Source organism: Pseudomonas sp. FH4 (assembly GCF_000510915.2).
In the GTDB taxonomy this organism is placed as follows: domain Bacteria; phylum Pseudomonadota; class Gammaproteobacteria; order Pseudomonadales; family Pseudomonadaceae; genus Aquipseudomonas; species Aquipseudomonas brenneri.
This window is the reverse complement of sequence record NZ_AOHN01000002.1, coordinates 75312-90769: the sequence shown is the minus strand read 5'-3', so window position 1 is coordinate 90769 and position 15458 is coordinate 75312. Positions and strand designations below refer to the sequence as shown.

The window sequence follows — 15458 nt, the reverse complement described above, 5'->3', positions numbered from 1 at the left end:
TTCAGCCCGTCTGACGTCGCACCTTGACCACGCCCATCTGCAAACCGAACGGCCGGAACACCGCGTTCAACGACTTGAGCGTCTGATTGCCCTCGCCATGCTCGATATGCACCAGGGTGCGCACGGAAATCTTGCACATCCTGGCGAATTGGCTCTGGTGCAGGCCCGTGACTTCAACCCGCAGCCGGCGCACGGCTTCGCCGATCTGCAGGGTGCCCTGGGCCAGGCCCTGTTCCACGCTCTCAATCAACAAGGCGCGTGTATCCATGCTGATGGTCATCCGAGCCCCCATTGCTTCAATCGTTGGTCCAGCTTGCCGAGCGCGATGGCCGGGTGATTCAGGGTGACGGCTGGCAAACCGCTTGCCACCAGGAGGTCCGGCAACGCCCGCAAGTGCTCGGCATCTGCTCGCAGTCGTTCAAAGGCTTGCTGCGGATCGACAAAACCGGCCAGCGCGGTGCATACGCCGCGCCAGTTGATTTCACCGGCCACTTCCAGGGCCTTGGGCCACTTGGTGGTGCGGGTAATACCCTCGGCATCCATGACCATCGGGGCCAAGTCGTAAATCGGCGCCAGGCGCACAGAGGCACGTTCGCGAATAATCGAGGTGTTACGCCCATGGTTATCCGAGTTGCCGAGGATTTTGTTGAGCAAGTCCCGCCGCAAATAGTCGGCAATCAGGTCCGCGACTTCATCTGCCTGGCCAACCTTTATCCATTGATCGGCCAGCATCTGCACAACTTCCAGATGATCCATGTAGCTGCCAGGTGTGATCACACCCGCCAATGAATAAATCGACTCGACCGCCAGCCGCTCGACACCCGTCGCCGTCACATTACGATCAAACCGATGCATCCACAGGCTGGGCTTGGACGCCTCCTCCAATGCCAACCCCTGGGCGGCGACGGTTTCGATGCCTAATGCCTGGAGCGCCTTGTAGTAGTGAAATTCGCTCCTGAGGATCGCTTGATCGTTGAGGGTCGCACCATTGCGGGCAAATTTGATAAACCAATGCTGGGCAACATCGGCGTCTTCAAGAATCGCATCCGGATACAGCAGGCCTTCGCGACTCTGCGCCATCAATAGCTTCGGCGCCTCCCCCCCTGCTCCGGTCGCTCCGCCAATGGCGGCGCCTTGCTCGTAGGCATATTCCAGAAAACCGTTATCGCGGCTAATCACATCCTGCCGGGCAAAGCCGATGGGCAAGCGGGCACCCAATGCCTCAACGGATTCCTTGATACGCAAGTTGCCAATGGGCGCCGGCGTGCAGCGGCCGAGTAAAAACAGGTCCACGCTGACATTGTCCGGCTTGCTCTCGCCGACTCGCCTCATCAGAAAACGCTTCGCCGCACCTGCCGGCGCAATGTCGTGTAAGAACGCGGGAGCTGTCTTGAGGAAAGTAACATCCCACTCCAGAGGGAAACGGCCACTCACGGCGTTGGAAAACGCCTGTTGAATGTCATCAAGGTTTTCGACGAGATAATCCTGGCGATAGTGAAACCGACAGGGCCCCTCAAAGCCTTTTTGCGGCTCGGAGAACTCCAGCCGCATGGCATCGTGCCAATGACCCTCAGTATAAATTTGCAGCATGAGTGAGTGGATCGGTTCCATTTGCAATTTAATGCATCCTCAAGAGGTTAGCCGGCACCTAATATGCAATATAGTGCATCCAAATCGACAGACGCGCTGATTTAACGCATTAAAATGCATCCAGAGCAGATCAGTACCCTATAAAACGCAATAAAATGCAAATCCATCACACCTCGTCTGCCCTTGCCGCAGGGCGGCAGCGTCTTTTCAGACCACAACCCCCACGCCTTGATTCGCCCCGGACTAAAGACATCTCCCGCTGGCCTCGAACGCGCCCCCCGACAGTTATCCTCCCGCAGCCTCGCTAAATTCCCCGCCTCACATATTAGAGGTTGGGACCGTATGCCCTGCACATCCAAGCGACTTGCCCTTGTCATTGCCTTCGCGCTGAGCGCCTTCAGCATTCAAATAGCCTCAGCACGCGGGGATATGGAACCGCCCAGCGACCACCCGCCCGCCTCCCCCGAACCGGCCACGCCGTTTTACTTCGTCGATTACGCCACCACCGATAACGCTCGGGGCGTGGCCCAGGTGCTGGACCGTGCGGTGGACGCCTTGCTGGAGTCAGGCAACTTGAGCGTGCGCGAGCAGTATCTGATTGCAGATGACGCCCGTTACATGGGCAACCTGGCCCCTGGAAGAATCGGTGCGGTGCTGGAGCAACTGGCCGGCAGCCAGAACGCCAATCTGGGCAGTGCCACACAAAACAACATGAACCAGATCAGCAACGGCCTGCTCTCGGCCATGCGCGAGTTGAATGACTCCACCACTCGCTCCGGCCCTGGCCGGCTCTGGGTCCAAGGCCTGGGTAACACCGGCAGGCTCGACGGCCAACGCGGCAGCGCTGGTGTGAAGCAAAGCACTCAAGGTTTGATGCTGGGCGCCGACTGGGCGGTGGACCCCGCATGGCGGGTGGGCGCAATGGTCGGTAAATCGGACAGTGACCTGAGCGCCAAACGCTTCAAGGCCGACCTCGACAGCTGGCACCTGGGCGCGTATGCCGTGCGCCAGGATGGGCCACTCGCGCTGCGCCTGGGGGCGATCCATAGCAACCACAGTGGCCAGAACAAGCGCAGCATCGACTTCGACTTCATTGACTACCGCGAACGCGTCAACGGCCAATACAAGGCCCAAAGCCAGAATGCCTTCACCGAGTTGGGCTATCGGTTGGACAGCGGCACGTTCAATACAGAACCTTTTATCGGCCTGGGCTATCAGCGTTACCAGCGTAAGAGTTTCAAGGAAAAGGGCGGCATGACAGCCCTGAACGTCGGCGCGCAGACCCAGGACAACCTCAGCAGCACCTTGGGTGTGCGCCTGGCCAGCCTCTACACACTGGACAACCAGATGGCCCTCAAGCCACACCTGAGCACCCACTGGGAACACCTTTACGGGGATGTCACCAGTCGCGTGCGCCAGTCTTCGGCGTGGGTGAACAAGGCCGTGTTCAACAGTGACTTCGTCATCGACGGCTCCTCGCTGGACCGCGACAGTCTTGCGCTGAAGGCTGGGCTGGATGTGGGAGTCTCCGCCAGCCAGAGCATCGGCCTGACCTACAGCAGCGAATTCGGCACGCGTAGCAGTAACCAGAGTGTCCTCGGACAATGGACGCTGAGCTTCTAATAATCCAGGCGAAAAAAAAGGGGGGCACATGCCCCCCCGAGGATTAAGCGGTAGTGTCGAAGGCTGTCGATCAGCCTTCGATCTCAATCAGGATCTCGCCAGGGTTGACCCGGTCGCCCTTGGCCACATGAACAGCGGTGACCTTGCCGGCGATGGCCGCCTGCACTTCGGTCTCCATCTTCATCGCTTCGGTGATCAGCACGGCCTGGCCGGCCTTGACCACGTCGCCTTCCTTGACCAACACATCGACGATATTGCCCGGCATCGCGGTGCTCACATGCCCAGGCGCGCTGGCCTGCTTGCGTTTGCTGGTGCCGCCGCCGACGAACTCGTTGAGCGGTTCGAACACCACCTCTTCCGGCATGCCGTCGATGGACAGGTAGAAGTGACGCTTGCCTTCAGCCTTGACGCCGACACCGGTGATGTCGACGCGGTAGCTTTCGCCGTGCACGTCGATGACGAACTCGGTCGGCACACCTTCGCCACCAGCACGCGCCACGCCGCCCGCTTCGGGGATTGGCAACAGCACTTCAGGGGACAAGGTGCCGGCTTCACGCTCTTCGAGGAACTTGCGCCCGATATCGGGGAACATGGCGTAGGTCAGCACGTCTTCTTCGGACTTGGCCAACGCGCCGATTTCGCCGCGCAGTTTGGTCATTTCCGGCTTGAGCAGGTCGGCCGGGCGCACGTCGATCACGTCTTCGCTGCCGATGGCCTGGCGCCGCAGTTTCTCATCCACCGTGCCCGGCGCCTTGCCGTAGCCGCCTTGCAGGTAGAGCTTCACTTCGTTGGTGATGGTCTTGTAGCGCTCGCCGGCCAGCACGTTGAAAAACGCCTGGGTACCGACGATCTGCGAGGTCGGGGTCACCAGCGGCGGGAAGCCCAGGTCTTCACGCACCCGCGGGATTTCAGCCAGCACTTCACTCATGCGGTTGAGGGCGCCCTGCTCTTTCAACTGGTTGGCCAGGTTGGAAATCATCCCGCCCGGTACCTGGTTGACTTGCACACGGGTGTCGACGGCGGTGAATTCGCTTTCGAACTGGTGGTACTTCTTGCGCACGGCATAGAAGTACAGGCCGATTTCCTGCAACAGTTCCAGGTCCAGGCCGGTGTCGAATTCGCTGCCTTTGAGGGCCGCGACCATCGACTCGGTGCCTGGGTGGCTGGTGCCCCAGGCGAAGCTGGAGATGGCGGTGTCGATATGATCGGCGCCGTTTTCGATGGCCTTGAGTTGGCACATCGCAGCCAAGCCAGCGGTGTCGTGGGAGTGAATAAAGATCGGCAGGCTTTGCTCGGCCTTCAGCGCCTTGACCAGTTCGCCGGTAGCGTACGGGGTCAGCAGGCCGGCCATGTCCTTGATCGCCACCGAGTCGCAACCCATGGCCTCCATTTGCTTGGCCTGGGCCACGAACGCCTCGATGGTGTGCACCGGGCTGGTGGTGTAGGCGATAGTGCCCTGGGCGTGTTTGCCCGCCGCTTTCACCGCTTCGATGGCCACGCGCAGGTTACGCACGTCGTTCATGGCGTCGAAGATGCGGAACACGTCGATGCCATTCACGGCGGCCTTGGCGACGAAGGCTTTGACCACATCGTCGCTGTAGTGGCGGTAGCCCAGCAGGTTCTGCCCACGCAGGAGCATTTGCAGACGCGTGTTAGGCAACGCAGCGCGCAGTTTGCGCAGGCGCTCCCACGGGTCTTCTTTCAAGAAGCGCACACAGGCGTCGAAGGTCGCACCGCCCCAGACTTCCAGGGACCAGTAGCCGACTTTGTCGAGCTTGTCGCAGATCGGCAGCATGTCATCAGTGCGCATCCGGGTCGCCAGCAACGACTGGTGGGCGTCGCGCAGGATGGTGTCGGTAACGAAGATCTTCTTGCTCATTGTTATATTCCTCACAGGCCTGCGTGGGCGGCGATGGCGGCGGCGATGGCCAGGGCCAGCTCTTCGGGTTTGCGCTTGATCGAGTAGTTGGTCAGCTCAGGGTGGCTTTCCACAAAACTGGTGTTGAACTGGCCGCTGCGAAATTCCGGGTTGCGCAGGATTTCCTGGTAGTAGGCGGCGGTGGTCTTCACGCCTTGCAGGCGCATGTCGTCCAGGGCACGCAGGCCGCGATCCATGGCTTCTTCCCAGGTCAACGCCCACACCACCAGTTTCAGGCACATGGAGTCGTAGAACGGCGGGATGGTGTAGCCGGTGTAGATCGCCGTATCGGTACGCACGCCGGGGCCGCCAGGCGCGTAGTAGCGGGTGATCTTGCCAAAGCTGGGCAGGAAGTTGTTCTTCGGGTCTTCGGCGTTGATGCGGAACTGCAACGCAAAGCCACGGTGCTGGATGTCTTCCTGTTTCACCGACAGCGGCAGGCCCGAGGCGATACGGATCTGCTCACGGACGATGTCGATCCCGGTGATTTCTTCGGTGATGGTGTGTTCCACCTGCACCCGGGTGTTCATCTCCATGAAGTACACCTCGCCCTCGGCGAGCAGGAACTCCACGGTGCCGGCGTTCTCGTAGCCCACGGCCTTGGCCGCGCGCACCGACAGGTCGCCGATGTAGGCGCGCTGCTCGGGGGTCAGTTGCGGGCTTGGGGCAATTTCGATGAGCTTCTGGTTACGGCGCTGGATCGAGCAGTCGCGCTCGAACAGGTGCACCACGTTGCCAAAGCTGTCACCGAGGATCTGCGCCTCGATGTGCTTGGGGTTGACGATGCATTTTTCCAGGAACACTTCCGCTGAACCGAAGGCCTTGGTGGCCTCGGAGATTACGCGGGGGAAGGCTTGTTCGAGTTCTTCGCGGCTGTTGCAACGACGGATACCGCGACCGCCACCACCGGAGGTGGCCTTGAGCATCACCGGGTAACCAATACGGTCGCCTTCGGTGAGGGCTTCGGCGATGTCGGCGACGTTGCCTTCGGTGCCTGGGGTGACCGGTACGCCAGCCTTGATCATGCTGCGGCGCGCTTCAGTCTTGTCGCCCATGCGGCGAATCACTTCGGCCGATGGACCAATGAATTTGATTCCGCGTTCGGCACAGATATCGGCCAGTTCGGCGTTTTCCGACAGGAAACCGTAGCCGGGGTGCAACGCGTCGCAGCCGGTTTCCACCGCCAGGTTCACCAGCTTGCGCGGGTTCAGGTAACCGGCCAGGGGCTCGGCACCAATGCTGTGGGCCTCGTCGGCGCGCTTGACGTGCAAGGCATGACGGTCAGCGTCGGAAAAGACCGCCACCGAACGGATACCCATTTCGGCACAGGCCCGCACGATGCGGACGGCAATCTCACCACGGTTGGCGATCAGGATCTTTGTTATCACTTGGAAATTCCCTTGAGCCGATTGCTGCGTTCTTCGACCTGCTAGACCAGGTCGGCGCGTGACCAAATGTTTCCAGCCAGTCGCGAGAGACACACTATGCGCACTTAGGGATTAACAAAAATCAATAATTATTGGGTTGTGTATAAGTAAAGACTTATAGTTGATCGGACAGACCCCGGCGAGACCTTTTGAATTATGCGTAAGTCATTGATGCGTATGACATTACGCCAGTTGCAGATCTTCAATGAAGTCTGCGATTTGCGTTCCTACAGCCGTGCAGCCGAGGAAATGTCTCTGACCCAACCGGCGGTCAGCCTGCAAATCCGCCAGCTCGAAGAGCTGATCGGCCAGCCGCTGTTCGACTACGTAGGCAAAAAGCTCTACATGACCGAAGCCGCCGAAGCCCTGCAACGCGCCAGCCGGGACATCTTCGGGCGCCTGGAAAACCTCGATATGCAGCTCTCGGACATGCAGGGCTCGCTACAGGGCCAACTGAAACTGGCGGTGGAATCCAGCGCCAAATACTTCGTGCCGCACTTGTTCGCCGCCTTCAAGCGCCAGCACCCGGAGGTGCAACTGCACCTCACGGTGGTCAACCGCGCCCAGGTGATCCGCCGGCTGTCGGACAACCGTGACGACCTGGTGATCATGTCCATGGTGCCCCAGGACATGGGCCTGGAGTTCCTGCCGTTTCTCAACAACCCGATCGTGGCGGTGGCGCCGCCAGACCATCCGCTGAGCCTGCAAGGCCCGTTGCGCCTGCAAGACCTGGAGCCTTACACCCTGCTGCTGCGCGAGCCGGGTTCCGGGACGCGACTGGCCTGCGAGGAATATTTCAAGGAAAAGCGCGTGCACTTCACCCAGACGGTGGAAGTGGCCTCGGCCGAGGCACAGCGCGAGTGCGTCGTGGCGGGGTTGGGCGTGGCGCTTTTGACACGCCACGCCCTGAACCTGGAGCTGGCCACCGGCGGGCTCAAGGAGCTGCCGGTGGAAGAGCTGCCGCTGTACCGCAGTTGGTGCCTGGTGCAAGCCAAGGCCAAGCGCCTGTCACCGGTGGCCCATGCGTTCCTGGGCTTTATCCGCAACGAGCGGGTGCAGATCAGCGCGTTGGCTGAACGCTTCGCTGGGCGGCCGCGGGGGCCTGCCAGTGCAGCTCCGGATAATCACTGATGCTTTGCTGTAATTGGCGCTGGTCGCAACGGTCTTCAATTGCACGCCGGAACGCCATGCGGCGCTGGTCTTCCTGCTGACGACGGGTCTTGACGGTGCTGGTGCTGTCTTCGTAGTGCCGGGCCATTTCGAGTCTCCCAATGCGAGTACGGGGAGTACAGGATGGGCGCGGGGGATGACGGTTTGGCGGCGCGGGGGTTACAGGACGATGAATCTTCCTGAATCCGCTGAAGATCCAAATGTGGGAATGGGCTTGCTCCCACATTTTTGATCGGTGTACGACTCTTAGTCGTCGAGGGCTTTGACGGACTTGGGCGACAACCGCAGGCTGCGCAAACTGCGCTTGACGCTCTTGAGGTGGTTGACCAGGCTCGGCCCGCGCGCCATCGCCACGCCCATTGCCAGCACGTCGATCACGACCAGGTGGGCGATACGCGAGGTCAGCGGGGTGTAGATCTCGGTGTCTTCATGTACATCGATCGCCAGGTTGACGGTGGACAGTTCCGCCAACGGTGTCTGGCTCGGGCACAAGGTGATCAGCGAGGCGCCGCTTTCACGCACCAGGTTGGCGGTGATCAGCAAGTCCTTGGAACGGCCGGACTGGGAAATGCAGATCGCCACATCGGTGGGCTTCAACGTTACCGCCGACATCGCCTGCATGTGCGGGTCGCTGTAGGCCGCCGCCGTCAGCAGCAAGCGAAAGAACTTGTGCTGGGCATCCGCCGCCACCGCGCCGGACGCACCAAAGCCATAGAACTCCACGCGCTGGGCCTGGGACATGGCAGTCACGGCTTTTTGCAGCTCGATCGGGTCGAGCTTCTCCCGCACCTCCATCAGGGTGTGCAGGGTGGTGTCGAAGATTTTCAGGCTGTAGTCGGCGACGGAGTCGTCTTCATGAATGGCGAACTGGCCGAAGCTGGCGCCGGCCGCCAGGCTCTGGGCCAGCTTCAGCTTCAAGTCCTGGAACCCCGAACAACCGATGGCGCGGCAGAAGCGCACGATGGTCGGCTCGCTGATCCCCACGCTGTGGGCCAGGTCAGCCATGGAACTGTGCATCACGGCCGCAGGGTCAAGCAGCACGTGATCGGCAACCTTGAGTTCCGATTTGCGTAACAGGTGGCGCGACTGGGCGATATGTTGCAACAGGTTCAAAGGGCTGGACTCTTGTTATTGGCAGACGCCAGGGATGTAGCAAGCTTGTAGTTATACTACAAGAATTGTTGATTTGCCCGTTCGATGCATCACTAAATCGCCCTGCTGCCCCCTGAATCAGCGGGCAAATGCTTTGTAGCTGCGGGTGCGCACGCGTTCCGGCTAGGGAAAAAGCGCATTTTTTCGTAACAAATCCGCCAAGCCTTCGGCCTCGATGGGTCGACTGATCAAGTAGCCCTGCACTTCATCGCAGTGTTCGGCCCGCAGGAAATCCATCTGCTGCTGGTCCTCCACACCCTCGGCCACCACCTTGAGCGCCAACCCGTGGGCCATGGCGATGATTGCCCGGGTAATCGCCAGGTCTTCACGCCCTTGGCCCAGGCCACGAATAAAGGTCTGGTCGATCTTCACGTAATCCACAGGGATGCGCTTGAGGTAACTGAGGGACGAATAGCCGGTGCCAAAGTCATCAATGGCCAACTTCACCCCCAGGTCGCGCAATTGCTGGAAGGTGGCGATGATGTGCTCGACGCTGTCGAGCAACTGGCTTTCAGTCAGTTCCAGTTCCAGGTATTGCGGCGCCAGCCCGGTTTCGTCCAAGACCTGGCGCACCAGGCTCACCAGCTTGCCTTGGCGCAACTGATGCACCGACAGGTTGACCGACACCCGGATCGGCGCCAGGCCCTGGCGCTGCCACTCGCACGCCTGCCAGCAGGCCTGGCGCAGCACGAATTCACCCAACGGGACAATCAACCCGGTCTCTTCCGCCAGCCCGATAAAATCACCGGGCGGCACGCTGCCCCATTGCGGGTGGTCCCAACGCACCAGCGCCTCGGCGGCGTTCATCTTGCCGGTGGCCAGGCACAACTTGGGTTGGTAGAACACCTTCAGTTGGCGCTCATCAATGGCTTTGCGCAGTTGATTTTCCAACTGCAGGCGCTCAAGGGTGCTGGCTTGCAGGCTGTCGGTGTAGAACTGGAAGTTATTGCCGCCCAGGTGCTTGGCGTGTTGCATGGCCATGTTCGACTGGCTGACCAGTGCGGAAATTTCCCGCGCGTTATCGGGTAACAGGCTGACCCCGATTGAGGCGCTGACCACCAACTCATGCCCATCCACCGTCATCGGCACCCGCAGCTTGGCCAGCAGCCGGGTGGCGACCCGCGCCAGACTCGACAGGCTGCCATAAGCATCGAACAGCACCGCGAATTCGTCGCCGGACAGCCGCGCAATGGTGTCGGCTTCCGGTAATGCATTGATCAGGCGCCGGGCCATTTTTTGCAGCAACTGGTCGGCGACTTCATGACCCAGGCTGTCATTGAGCAGCTTGAAACGGTCCAGGTTGATATGCAGCAACGCCAGGCTGCGGCCACCCTGGCGTACCCGTTGATGGGCTTCACGCAGGCGCTCACGAAACAGCGAACGGTTGGCCAGGCCCGTCAGCTCGTCGTAATGGGTGAGGTAGCGCATGCGCTCCTCGGATTCGCGGCGTGCCGACAGATCAGCGAAGAAGCCGACGATATGGCTGACATTTCCCCGAACATCACGCACCACGCTCAATTGCAGCCATTGTGGATAAAGCTCGCCGTTCTTGCGCGCCTCCACCAACTCACCCTGCCAACTGCCGTGACTCAACAAGGCCTGGCGAATCACCGGGAAGTGTCGGCGCGCATCGCGGCTGCACGGCAGCTCCACGACATTGCGCCCGAGCATATCGTCGATATCAAAGCCGGTGACGCGGCTGAAGGCCTGATTGACCGCAATCAGCACGTACTCCGGGTCCAGGATCACAATGCCTTCGCTGGCCGCCTCAAATACCGTCGACGCCAGTCGCAGCTGTTCTTCCACCGCCTTGCCGGCGCTGATATCGCGCCGGGTACCGAGCATGCGCGTCACGCGTCCGCTGGCGGTACGCTCCACAGCGCGCCCACGGTCCTCGATCCACACCCAGCGCCCATCGCCATGGCGCACGCGGTACTCCACTTGATAGTCCTCGCTGCGCCCCGTCAAATGCTCCACCAGCGCGCGCTTGAGCAGCGGCAAATCGTCCGGGTGCAGGCGGGGCTTGAGGTCGCGCAGCATCGCCGTCACGTATTCCGGCTCCAGGCCAAACAATTCCTTGAGCTGGGTGTGATGGACCTCATCGGTTTGCAGGTTCCAGTCCCACAAGCCCAGTTCACTGGCCTGCAACGCCATGGCCAGGCGCGCCTCGCTTTTGCTCAGGGCCAGGCTGGCGGCGTCCAGTTGCTGGCCGCGTTGTTCGACGCGATGTTGCAGGCCGACCTGGGCCTCGCGCAGTTCCTGTTCGACCTGGCGCCGCTGCTCGACCTCGCGCACCAGTTCCTGATTCAACTGCTCACTGCGCTGGCGGGCCTGTTGCAGGTGTTCGATCAAGGCCTGGTTCTGGAAACGCCGCAGCAAACCGCGCTGGATCAGGCGGTTGACCTGCCACGCCACCAGGCTCAGGGACGCCAGCAGAATCAGGCCCAGGTAACTCCAGCCCTGCAATCGCGGTTCGCCGCTGAAGAATAGATAGAGGATGGTGGGCACCAGGCAGGGCAAGGCAAACGACAAAAAGGCCGGCACACTCACGGCGTAGGCCACGCTGGCCGATAGCGTCGCCACGCCAATCAGGCCAAAGATCCAGGCCTGCTGTACGAAACTGTCCAAGGGCACCAGGGCAATGGCTGCGCTCGCCAGGGTCAGGCCGCTGGCCGCCGAGCCCAACATGAACATCCGTCGCCAGATCGGCTGTGCCTGCCGGCTGGGCAGGGCGCTGTCGAAGGCCGCCACCTGGATCACCCGCATCGCCACCAGCGCCAGCAACCACACCAGCCAACCGCCGACCAGCACATAGCGCGGCGGGCTCCAGAGCAACCAGGCGCAGACCAGACCGTTGATCAACATTAATAAAGTGGGCAGCAACGAACCTTGGTACAACAGACGCGTGCGCTCGACCGCCATCTCCATGGCGTAGTGCTTGCGGATAACCTGCGCCGGCGCGACAGAAGGGCCAGGCAGGTCAGTGCTGAGGGTCATAGGCAGTGTTCTTATAATGGTGAGCCCGAAACGTCGACGGAGCATACACAAGCAGGCCGGCAGACCAAACTGCTCTGGATCATAAAATTCTGCGAATAAACCCGCGCAAACCTTTGGCCCAGAGGGGCTGAACAAGACGGGACGCGGGCTGCAGGCGATGACTTACCAGTCATCACGGCGACGCGATTATTTGCCGATTGAAGATCACCGGCGGTTTTTTGTGCCGACCACCCGGCAATGGGATTTGCCCCCCTTCCCCCGGCACCCTAGAATGCGCCGATGCGCGATGATCTCTCCCTTTTGCTGAACTCCCTCAACGATGCCCAACGCCAGGCCGTAGCAGCCCCCGTTGGCCGTCAGTTGGTCCTGGCCGGTGCTGGCTCCGGTAAAACCCGAGTGCTGGTGCACCGTATCGCCTGGTTGATCCAGGTCGAGAACGCGTCCCCGCATTCCATCCTGTCGGTGACCTTCACCAACAAGGCCGCTGCCGAGATGCGCCACCGCATCGAGCAGTTGATGGGCATCAGCCCGGCCGGCATGTGGGTTGGCACCTTCCACGGCCTGGCGCACCGCTTGTTGCGGGCCCACTGGCAGGAAGCAGGCCTGGCCCAGAGCTTCCAGATTCTTGACAGCGATGACCAGCAACGCCTGGTCAAGCGGGTGATCCGCGAGCTGGGCCTGGATGAACAACGCTGGCCGGTGCGCCAGGCCCAGTGGTTCATCAATGGCCAGAAAGACGAAGGCCTGCGCCCGCAACATATCCAGGCCAGCGGCGATCTGTTCCTGGCCACCATGCGCAGCATTTATGAAGCCTACGAAGTGGCCTGCCAGCGTGCCGGCGTCATCGACTTCTCCGAATTGCTGCTGCGGGCCCTCGACCTGTGGCGCGACAACCCCGGTTTGCTGGCGCATTACCAGAAGCGCTTCCGGCACATTCTGGTGGACGAGTTCCAGGACACCAACGCCGTGCAGTACGCCTGGTTGCGCCTGCTGGCCAAGGGCGGCGACAGCTTGATGGTGGTGGGCGACGACGACCAGTCGATCTACGGCTGGCGCGGCGCGAAAATCGAGAACATCTACCAGTATTCCGACGACTTCCCGGACGCCGAGACCATTCGCCTGGAGCAGAACTATCGCTCCACCGCCGGGATCCTCAAGGCCGCCAACGCCTTGATCGCCAATAACACCGGGCGCCTGGGCAAGGAACTGTGGACCGACGGCGGCGAAGGCGAGGCGATCAACCTCTACGCAGCCTTCAACGAACACGACGAAGCGCGCTACGTGGTGGAAACCATTGAAAGCGCCCTGAAAACCGGGCTGGCCCGCAGCGACATCGCCATTCTGTATCGCTCCAACGCCCAATCGCGGGTGCTGGAAGAAGCCTTGCTGCGCGAACGTATCCCATACCGCATCTATGGCGGCCAGCGCTTCTTCGAACGTGCGGAAATCAAAAACGCCATGGCCTACCTGCGCCTGCTGGAAGGTCGCGGCAACGATGCGGCGCTGGAGCGGGTGATCAACGTACCGGCGCGGGGTATTGGCGAGAAAACCGTCGAGGCGATCCGCGAACACGCGCGTCACAGCGATGTGTCGATGTGGGAGGCGATGCGCCTGCTGATCGTCAATAAAGGCCTGACAGGTCGCGCTGCCGGGGCGTTGGGTGGGTTTGTCGAGTTGATCGACAACCTCGCCGCCAAGTGCCTGGAAATGCCGCTGCACCTGATGACCCAGACCGTGATCGAACAGTCTGGCCTGATCGCTTATCACGAAGCGGAAAAAGGCGAGAAAGGCCAGGCCCGGGTAGAAAACCTTGAGGAACTGGTCAGCGCCGCCCGGGCTTTCGAGAACAGCGAGGAAGATGCCGACCTGTCGCCATTGGCGGCGTTCCTCGGCCATGCATCGCTGGAAGCCGGCGATACCCAGGCCGACGAGCACGAAGACAGCGTGCAATTGATGACGCTGCACAGTGCCAAGGGCCTGGAATTCCCCTACGTGTTCCTGGTGGGCATGGAAGAAGGCCTGTTCCCGCACAAGATGAGCCTGGAAGAGCCCGGCCGCCTTGAGGAGGAACGCCGCCTGGCCTACGTGGGCATCACCCGGGCCATGCAGAACCTGGTGATGACCTACGCCGAGACACGTCGTCTGTACGGCAGCGAGACCTACAACAAGGTGTCGCGCTTCGTACGAGAAGTGCCGAAAGGGCTGATTCAGGAAGTGCGCTTGTCCAATAGCGTCAGCCGGCCGTTTGGCGGTGGCCAGCAGCAGAATTCCAGCAACATGTTTGCCGGCTCGGAAATTCCCGAAACCCCGTTCAGCCTGGGCCAGTTGGTCAAGCATGCGATCTTTGGCGAGGGTGTGATCCTCAACTTCGAAGGCGCCGGGGCCCAGGCCCGGGTGCAGGTGAACTTCGCCGAAGGCAGCAAGTGGCTGATGATGGGCTACGCCAAGCTCGAAGCGGTCTAAAGCCTGCCCTGCGTAGGAGCGAGCTTGCTCGCGAAGATCGTCAACGATCACGCGGGCATCCTGGATGAGCGTGGTGTCTTGGAGTTTTTCGCGAGCAAGCTCGCTCCTACACAGGGCACGGATACACCCTACAGAGCATTCGGATTAGGCCTTACGCAAAAGCCCGAAACATTATGTCGCTAGCCACTGTCAGTACACCTGTGCAACATGGCGCGCGTGCAATCCACAAATGGGAATTCCCTTTATGAAACGTTTTCTTAGCATCGCCATGGCGTTGTGCATCGGCCTGACGATGAGCCTCGACGCCAACGCCAAACGCTTCGGTGGCGGTAAAAGCTCCGGCGCAGCGCCGAGCCACCAGACCAGCCAAATGGCCCCAGCCGCTGGCGGCATGGGTGGAGCGGCTGCCACCGCAGGTGCAGCCGGTGCCGCGGGCGCTGCTGCCAAGGCCGGCGGTGCTTCGCGCTGGTTGGGCCCTCTGGCCGGTATCGCTGCCGGTGGCCTGCTCGCCTCCATGTTCATGGGCGGCGGCTTCCAGGGCATGCAGATCTTCGACATCCTGATCATGGCCGTCATCGCCTTTGTGATCTTCCGCTTTATCGCCGCCCGTCGTCGCAAGCAACAGGAGCACCTGGCTCCAGCTGGCGCGCCAATGCAGCGTGAAGTGTTCGAGCAGAAGCCGGCCATGGGTTCGATCTTCGGCGGCTCGGCGGCACCTGCGGCTGCGCGTCCGGTGATCAATGCGCCAGCCTGGTTCAACGAAGAGCGTTTCGTCGAAGCGGCCCGCAACCACTTCCAGTCCCTGCAGCAACACTGGGACGCCAACGAAATGGACAAGATCGCCGAGTTCGTGACCCCGCAACTGCTGGAGTTCCTCAAGCGCGAACGTGCCGAGTTGGGCGACGCTTTCCAGTCGACCTACATCGACGACCTGCGCGTGCAACTGGAAGGTGTGGATGACCGCGCCGACAAGACCATCGCCACCCTGACCTTCAGCGGTGTGTCGAAGACCTCGCGCTTCGACCAGGGCGAAGTGTTCAGCGAAAGCTGGAACATGGAACGTCCGCAAGGCGAAAACCAGCCTTGGCTGGTAGCCGGTATCCGCCAGAACGGCTGAT

The 15458-nt window shown here is 61.2% G+C and carries 11 protein-coding genes; 4 read left to right on the top strand and 7 right to left on the bottom strand.

What is annotated here, in order from left to right:
• Position 1: 1 nt before the first annotated feature.
• Together H097_RS01215 and H097_RS01210 are read right to left on the bottom strand one after the other, a co-directional pair.
• Entirely contained in the window at positions 2–280 is a 279-nt protein-coding gene (locus tag H097_RS01215) for a helix-turn-helix transcriptional regulator (protein ID WP_032856701.1), read from the bottom strand.
• Positions 277–1611, bottom strand: coding sequence for a HipA domain-containing protein (locus H097_RS01210; protein WP_032856699.1), 1335 nt, complete (start codon positions 1609–1611; stop codon positions 277–279). Before H097_RS01210 ends, H097_RS01215 begins: the two co-directional genes overlap by 4 nt.
• A gap of 321 nt (positions 1612–1932) precedes the next feature.
• On the opposite strand from H097_RS01210, the gene H097_RS01205 reads away from it, so the two are divergent.
• Entirely contained in the window at positions 1933–3213 is a 1281-nt protein-coding gene (locus H097_RS01205) for an autotransporter outer membrane beta-barrel domain-containing protein (protein ID WP_032856697.1), read from the top strand.
• Between the two features lie 70 nt (positions 3214–3283).
• On the opposite strand, the gene oadA is transcribed toward H097_RS01205, so the two are convergent.
• Together oadA and H097_RS01195 are read right to left on the bottom strand one after the other, a co-directional pair.
• Positions 3284–5092, bottom strand: a complete 1809-nt coding sequence (gene oadA, locus H097_RS01200; protein ID WP_032856696.1) for a sodium-extruding oxaloacetate decarboxylase subunit alpha — start codon at positions 5090–5092, stop codon at positions 3284–3286.
• A gap of 11 nt (positions 5093–5103) precedes the next feature.
• Complete coding sequence (locus H097_RS01195) at positions 5104–6519, bottom strand: acetyl-CoA carboxylase biotin carboxylase subunit (protein WP_032856695.1); 1416 nt, start codon at positions 6517–6519, stop codon at positions 5104–5106.
• A gap of 195 nt (positions 6520–6714) precedes the next feature.
• On the opposite strand from H097_RS01195, the gene H097_RS01190 reads away from it, so the two are divergent.
• Entirely contained in the window at positions 6715–7689 is a 975-nt protein-coding gene (locus tag H097_RS01190) for a LysR family transcriptional regulator (RefSeq protein ID WP_032856693.1), read from the top strand.
• Here H097_RS01190 and H097_RS28535 read toward each other — a convergent pair.
• From H097_RS28535 to H097_RS01180, 3 genes are all read right to left on the bottom strand, one after another.
• A complete protein-coding gene (locus tag H097_RS28535) occupies positions 7619–7816 on the bottom strand; it encodes a hypothetical protein (protein ID WP_082445499.1) in 198 nt (65 codons plus the stop codon). The two genes, H097_RS01190 and H097_RS28535, sit on opposite strands and share 71 nt — an antisense overlap.
• A 158-nt stretch (positions 7817–7974) precedes the next feature.
• Complete coding sequence (gene hexR / locus H097_RS01185) at positions 7975–8841, bottom strand: transcriptional regulator HexR (protein WP_029290040.1); 867 nt, start codon at positions 8839–8841, stop codon at positions 7975–7977.
• A gap of 162 nt (positions 8842–9003) precedes the next feature.
• Positions 9004–11877: a GGDEF domain-containing phosphodiesterase gene (locus H097_RS01180; RefSeq protein ID WP_032856691.1), complete on the bottom strand. Its 2874-nt coding sequence runs from the start codon at positions 11875–11877 to the stop codon at positions 9004–9006.
• Positions 11878–12156: 279 nt separating this feature from the next.
• Here H097_RS01180 and uvrD point away from each other — a divergent pair, with 279 nt between their 5' ends.
• Positions 12157–14340, top strand: coding sequence for a DNA helicase II (gene uvrD / locus H097_RS01175; protein ID WP_032856689.1), 2184 nt, complete (start codon positions 12157–12159; stop codon positions 14338–14340).
• A gap of 244 nt (positions 14341–14584) precedes the next feature.
• A complete protein-coding gene (locus H097_RS01170; RefSeq protein WP_032856687.1) occupies positions 14585–15457 on the top strand; it encodes a Tim44 domain-containing protein in 873 nt (290 codons plus the stop codon).
• The last annotated feature ends 1 nt before the right edge of the window (position 15458 follow it).

Coding starts and splice junctions, on each gene's coding strand:
- H097_RS01205 (WP_032856697.1), top strand. CDS start 1,933: ATGCCCTGCACATCCAAGCGACTTGCCCTTGTCATTGCCTTCGCGCTG.
- H097_RS01190 (WP_032856693.1), top strand. CDS start 6,715: ATGCGTAAGTCATTGATGCGTATGACATTACGCCAGTTGCAGATCTTC.
- H097_RS01215 (WP_032856701.1), bottom strand. CDS start 280: ATGACCATCAGCATGGATACACGCGCCTTGTTGATTGAGAGCGTGGAA.
- uvrD (WP_032856689.1), top strand. CDS start 12,157: ATGCGCGATGATCTCTCCCTTTTGCTGAACTCCCTCAACGATGCCCAA.
- H097_RS01180 (WP_032856691.1), bottom strand. CDS start 11,877: ATGACCCTCAGCACTGACCTGCCTGGCCCTTCTGTCGCGCCGGCGCAG.
- H097_RS01210 (WP_032856699.1), bottom strand. CDS start 1,611: ATGGAACCGATCCACTCACTCATGCTGCAAATTTATACTGAGGGTCAT.
- H097_RS01170 (WP_032856687.1), top strand. CDS start 14,585: ATGAAACGTTTTCTTAGCATCGCCATGGCGTTGTGCATCGGCCTGACG.
- H097_RS28535 (WP_082445499.1), bottom strand. CDS start 7,816: ATGGCCCGGCACTACGAAGACAGCACCAGCACCGTCAAGACCCGTCGT.
- oadA (WP_032856696.1), bottom strand. CDS start 5,092: ATGAGCAAGAAGATCTTCGTTACCGACACCATCCTGCGCGACGCCCAC.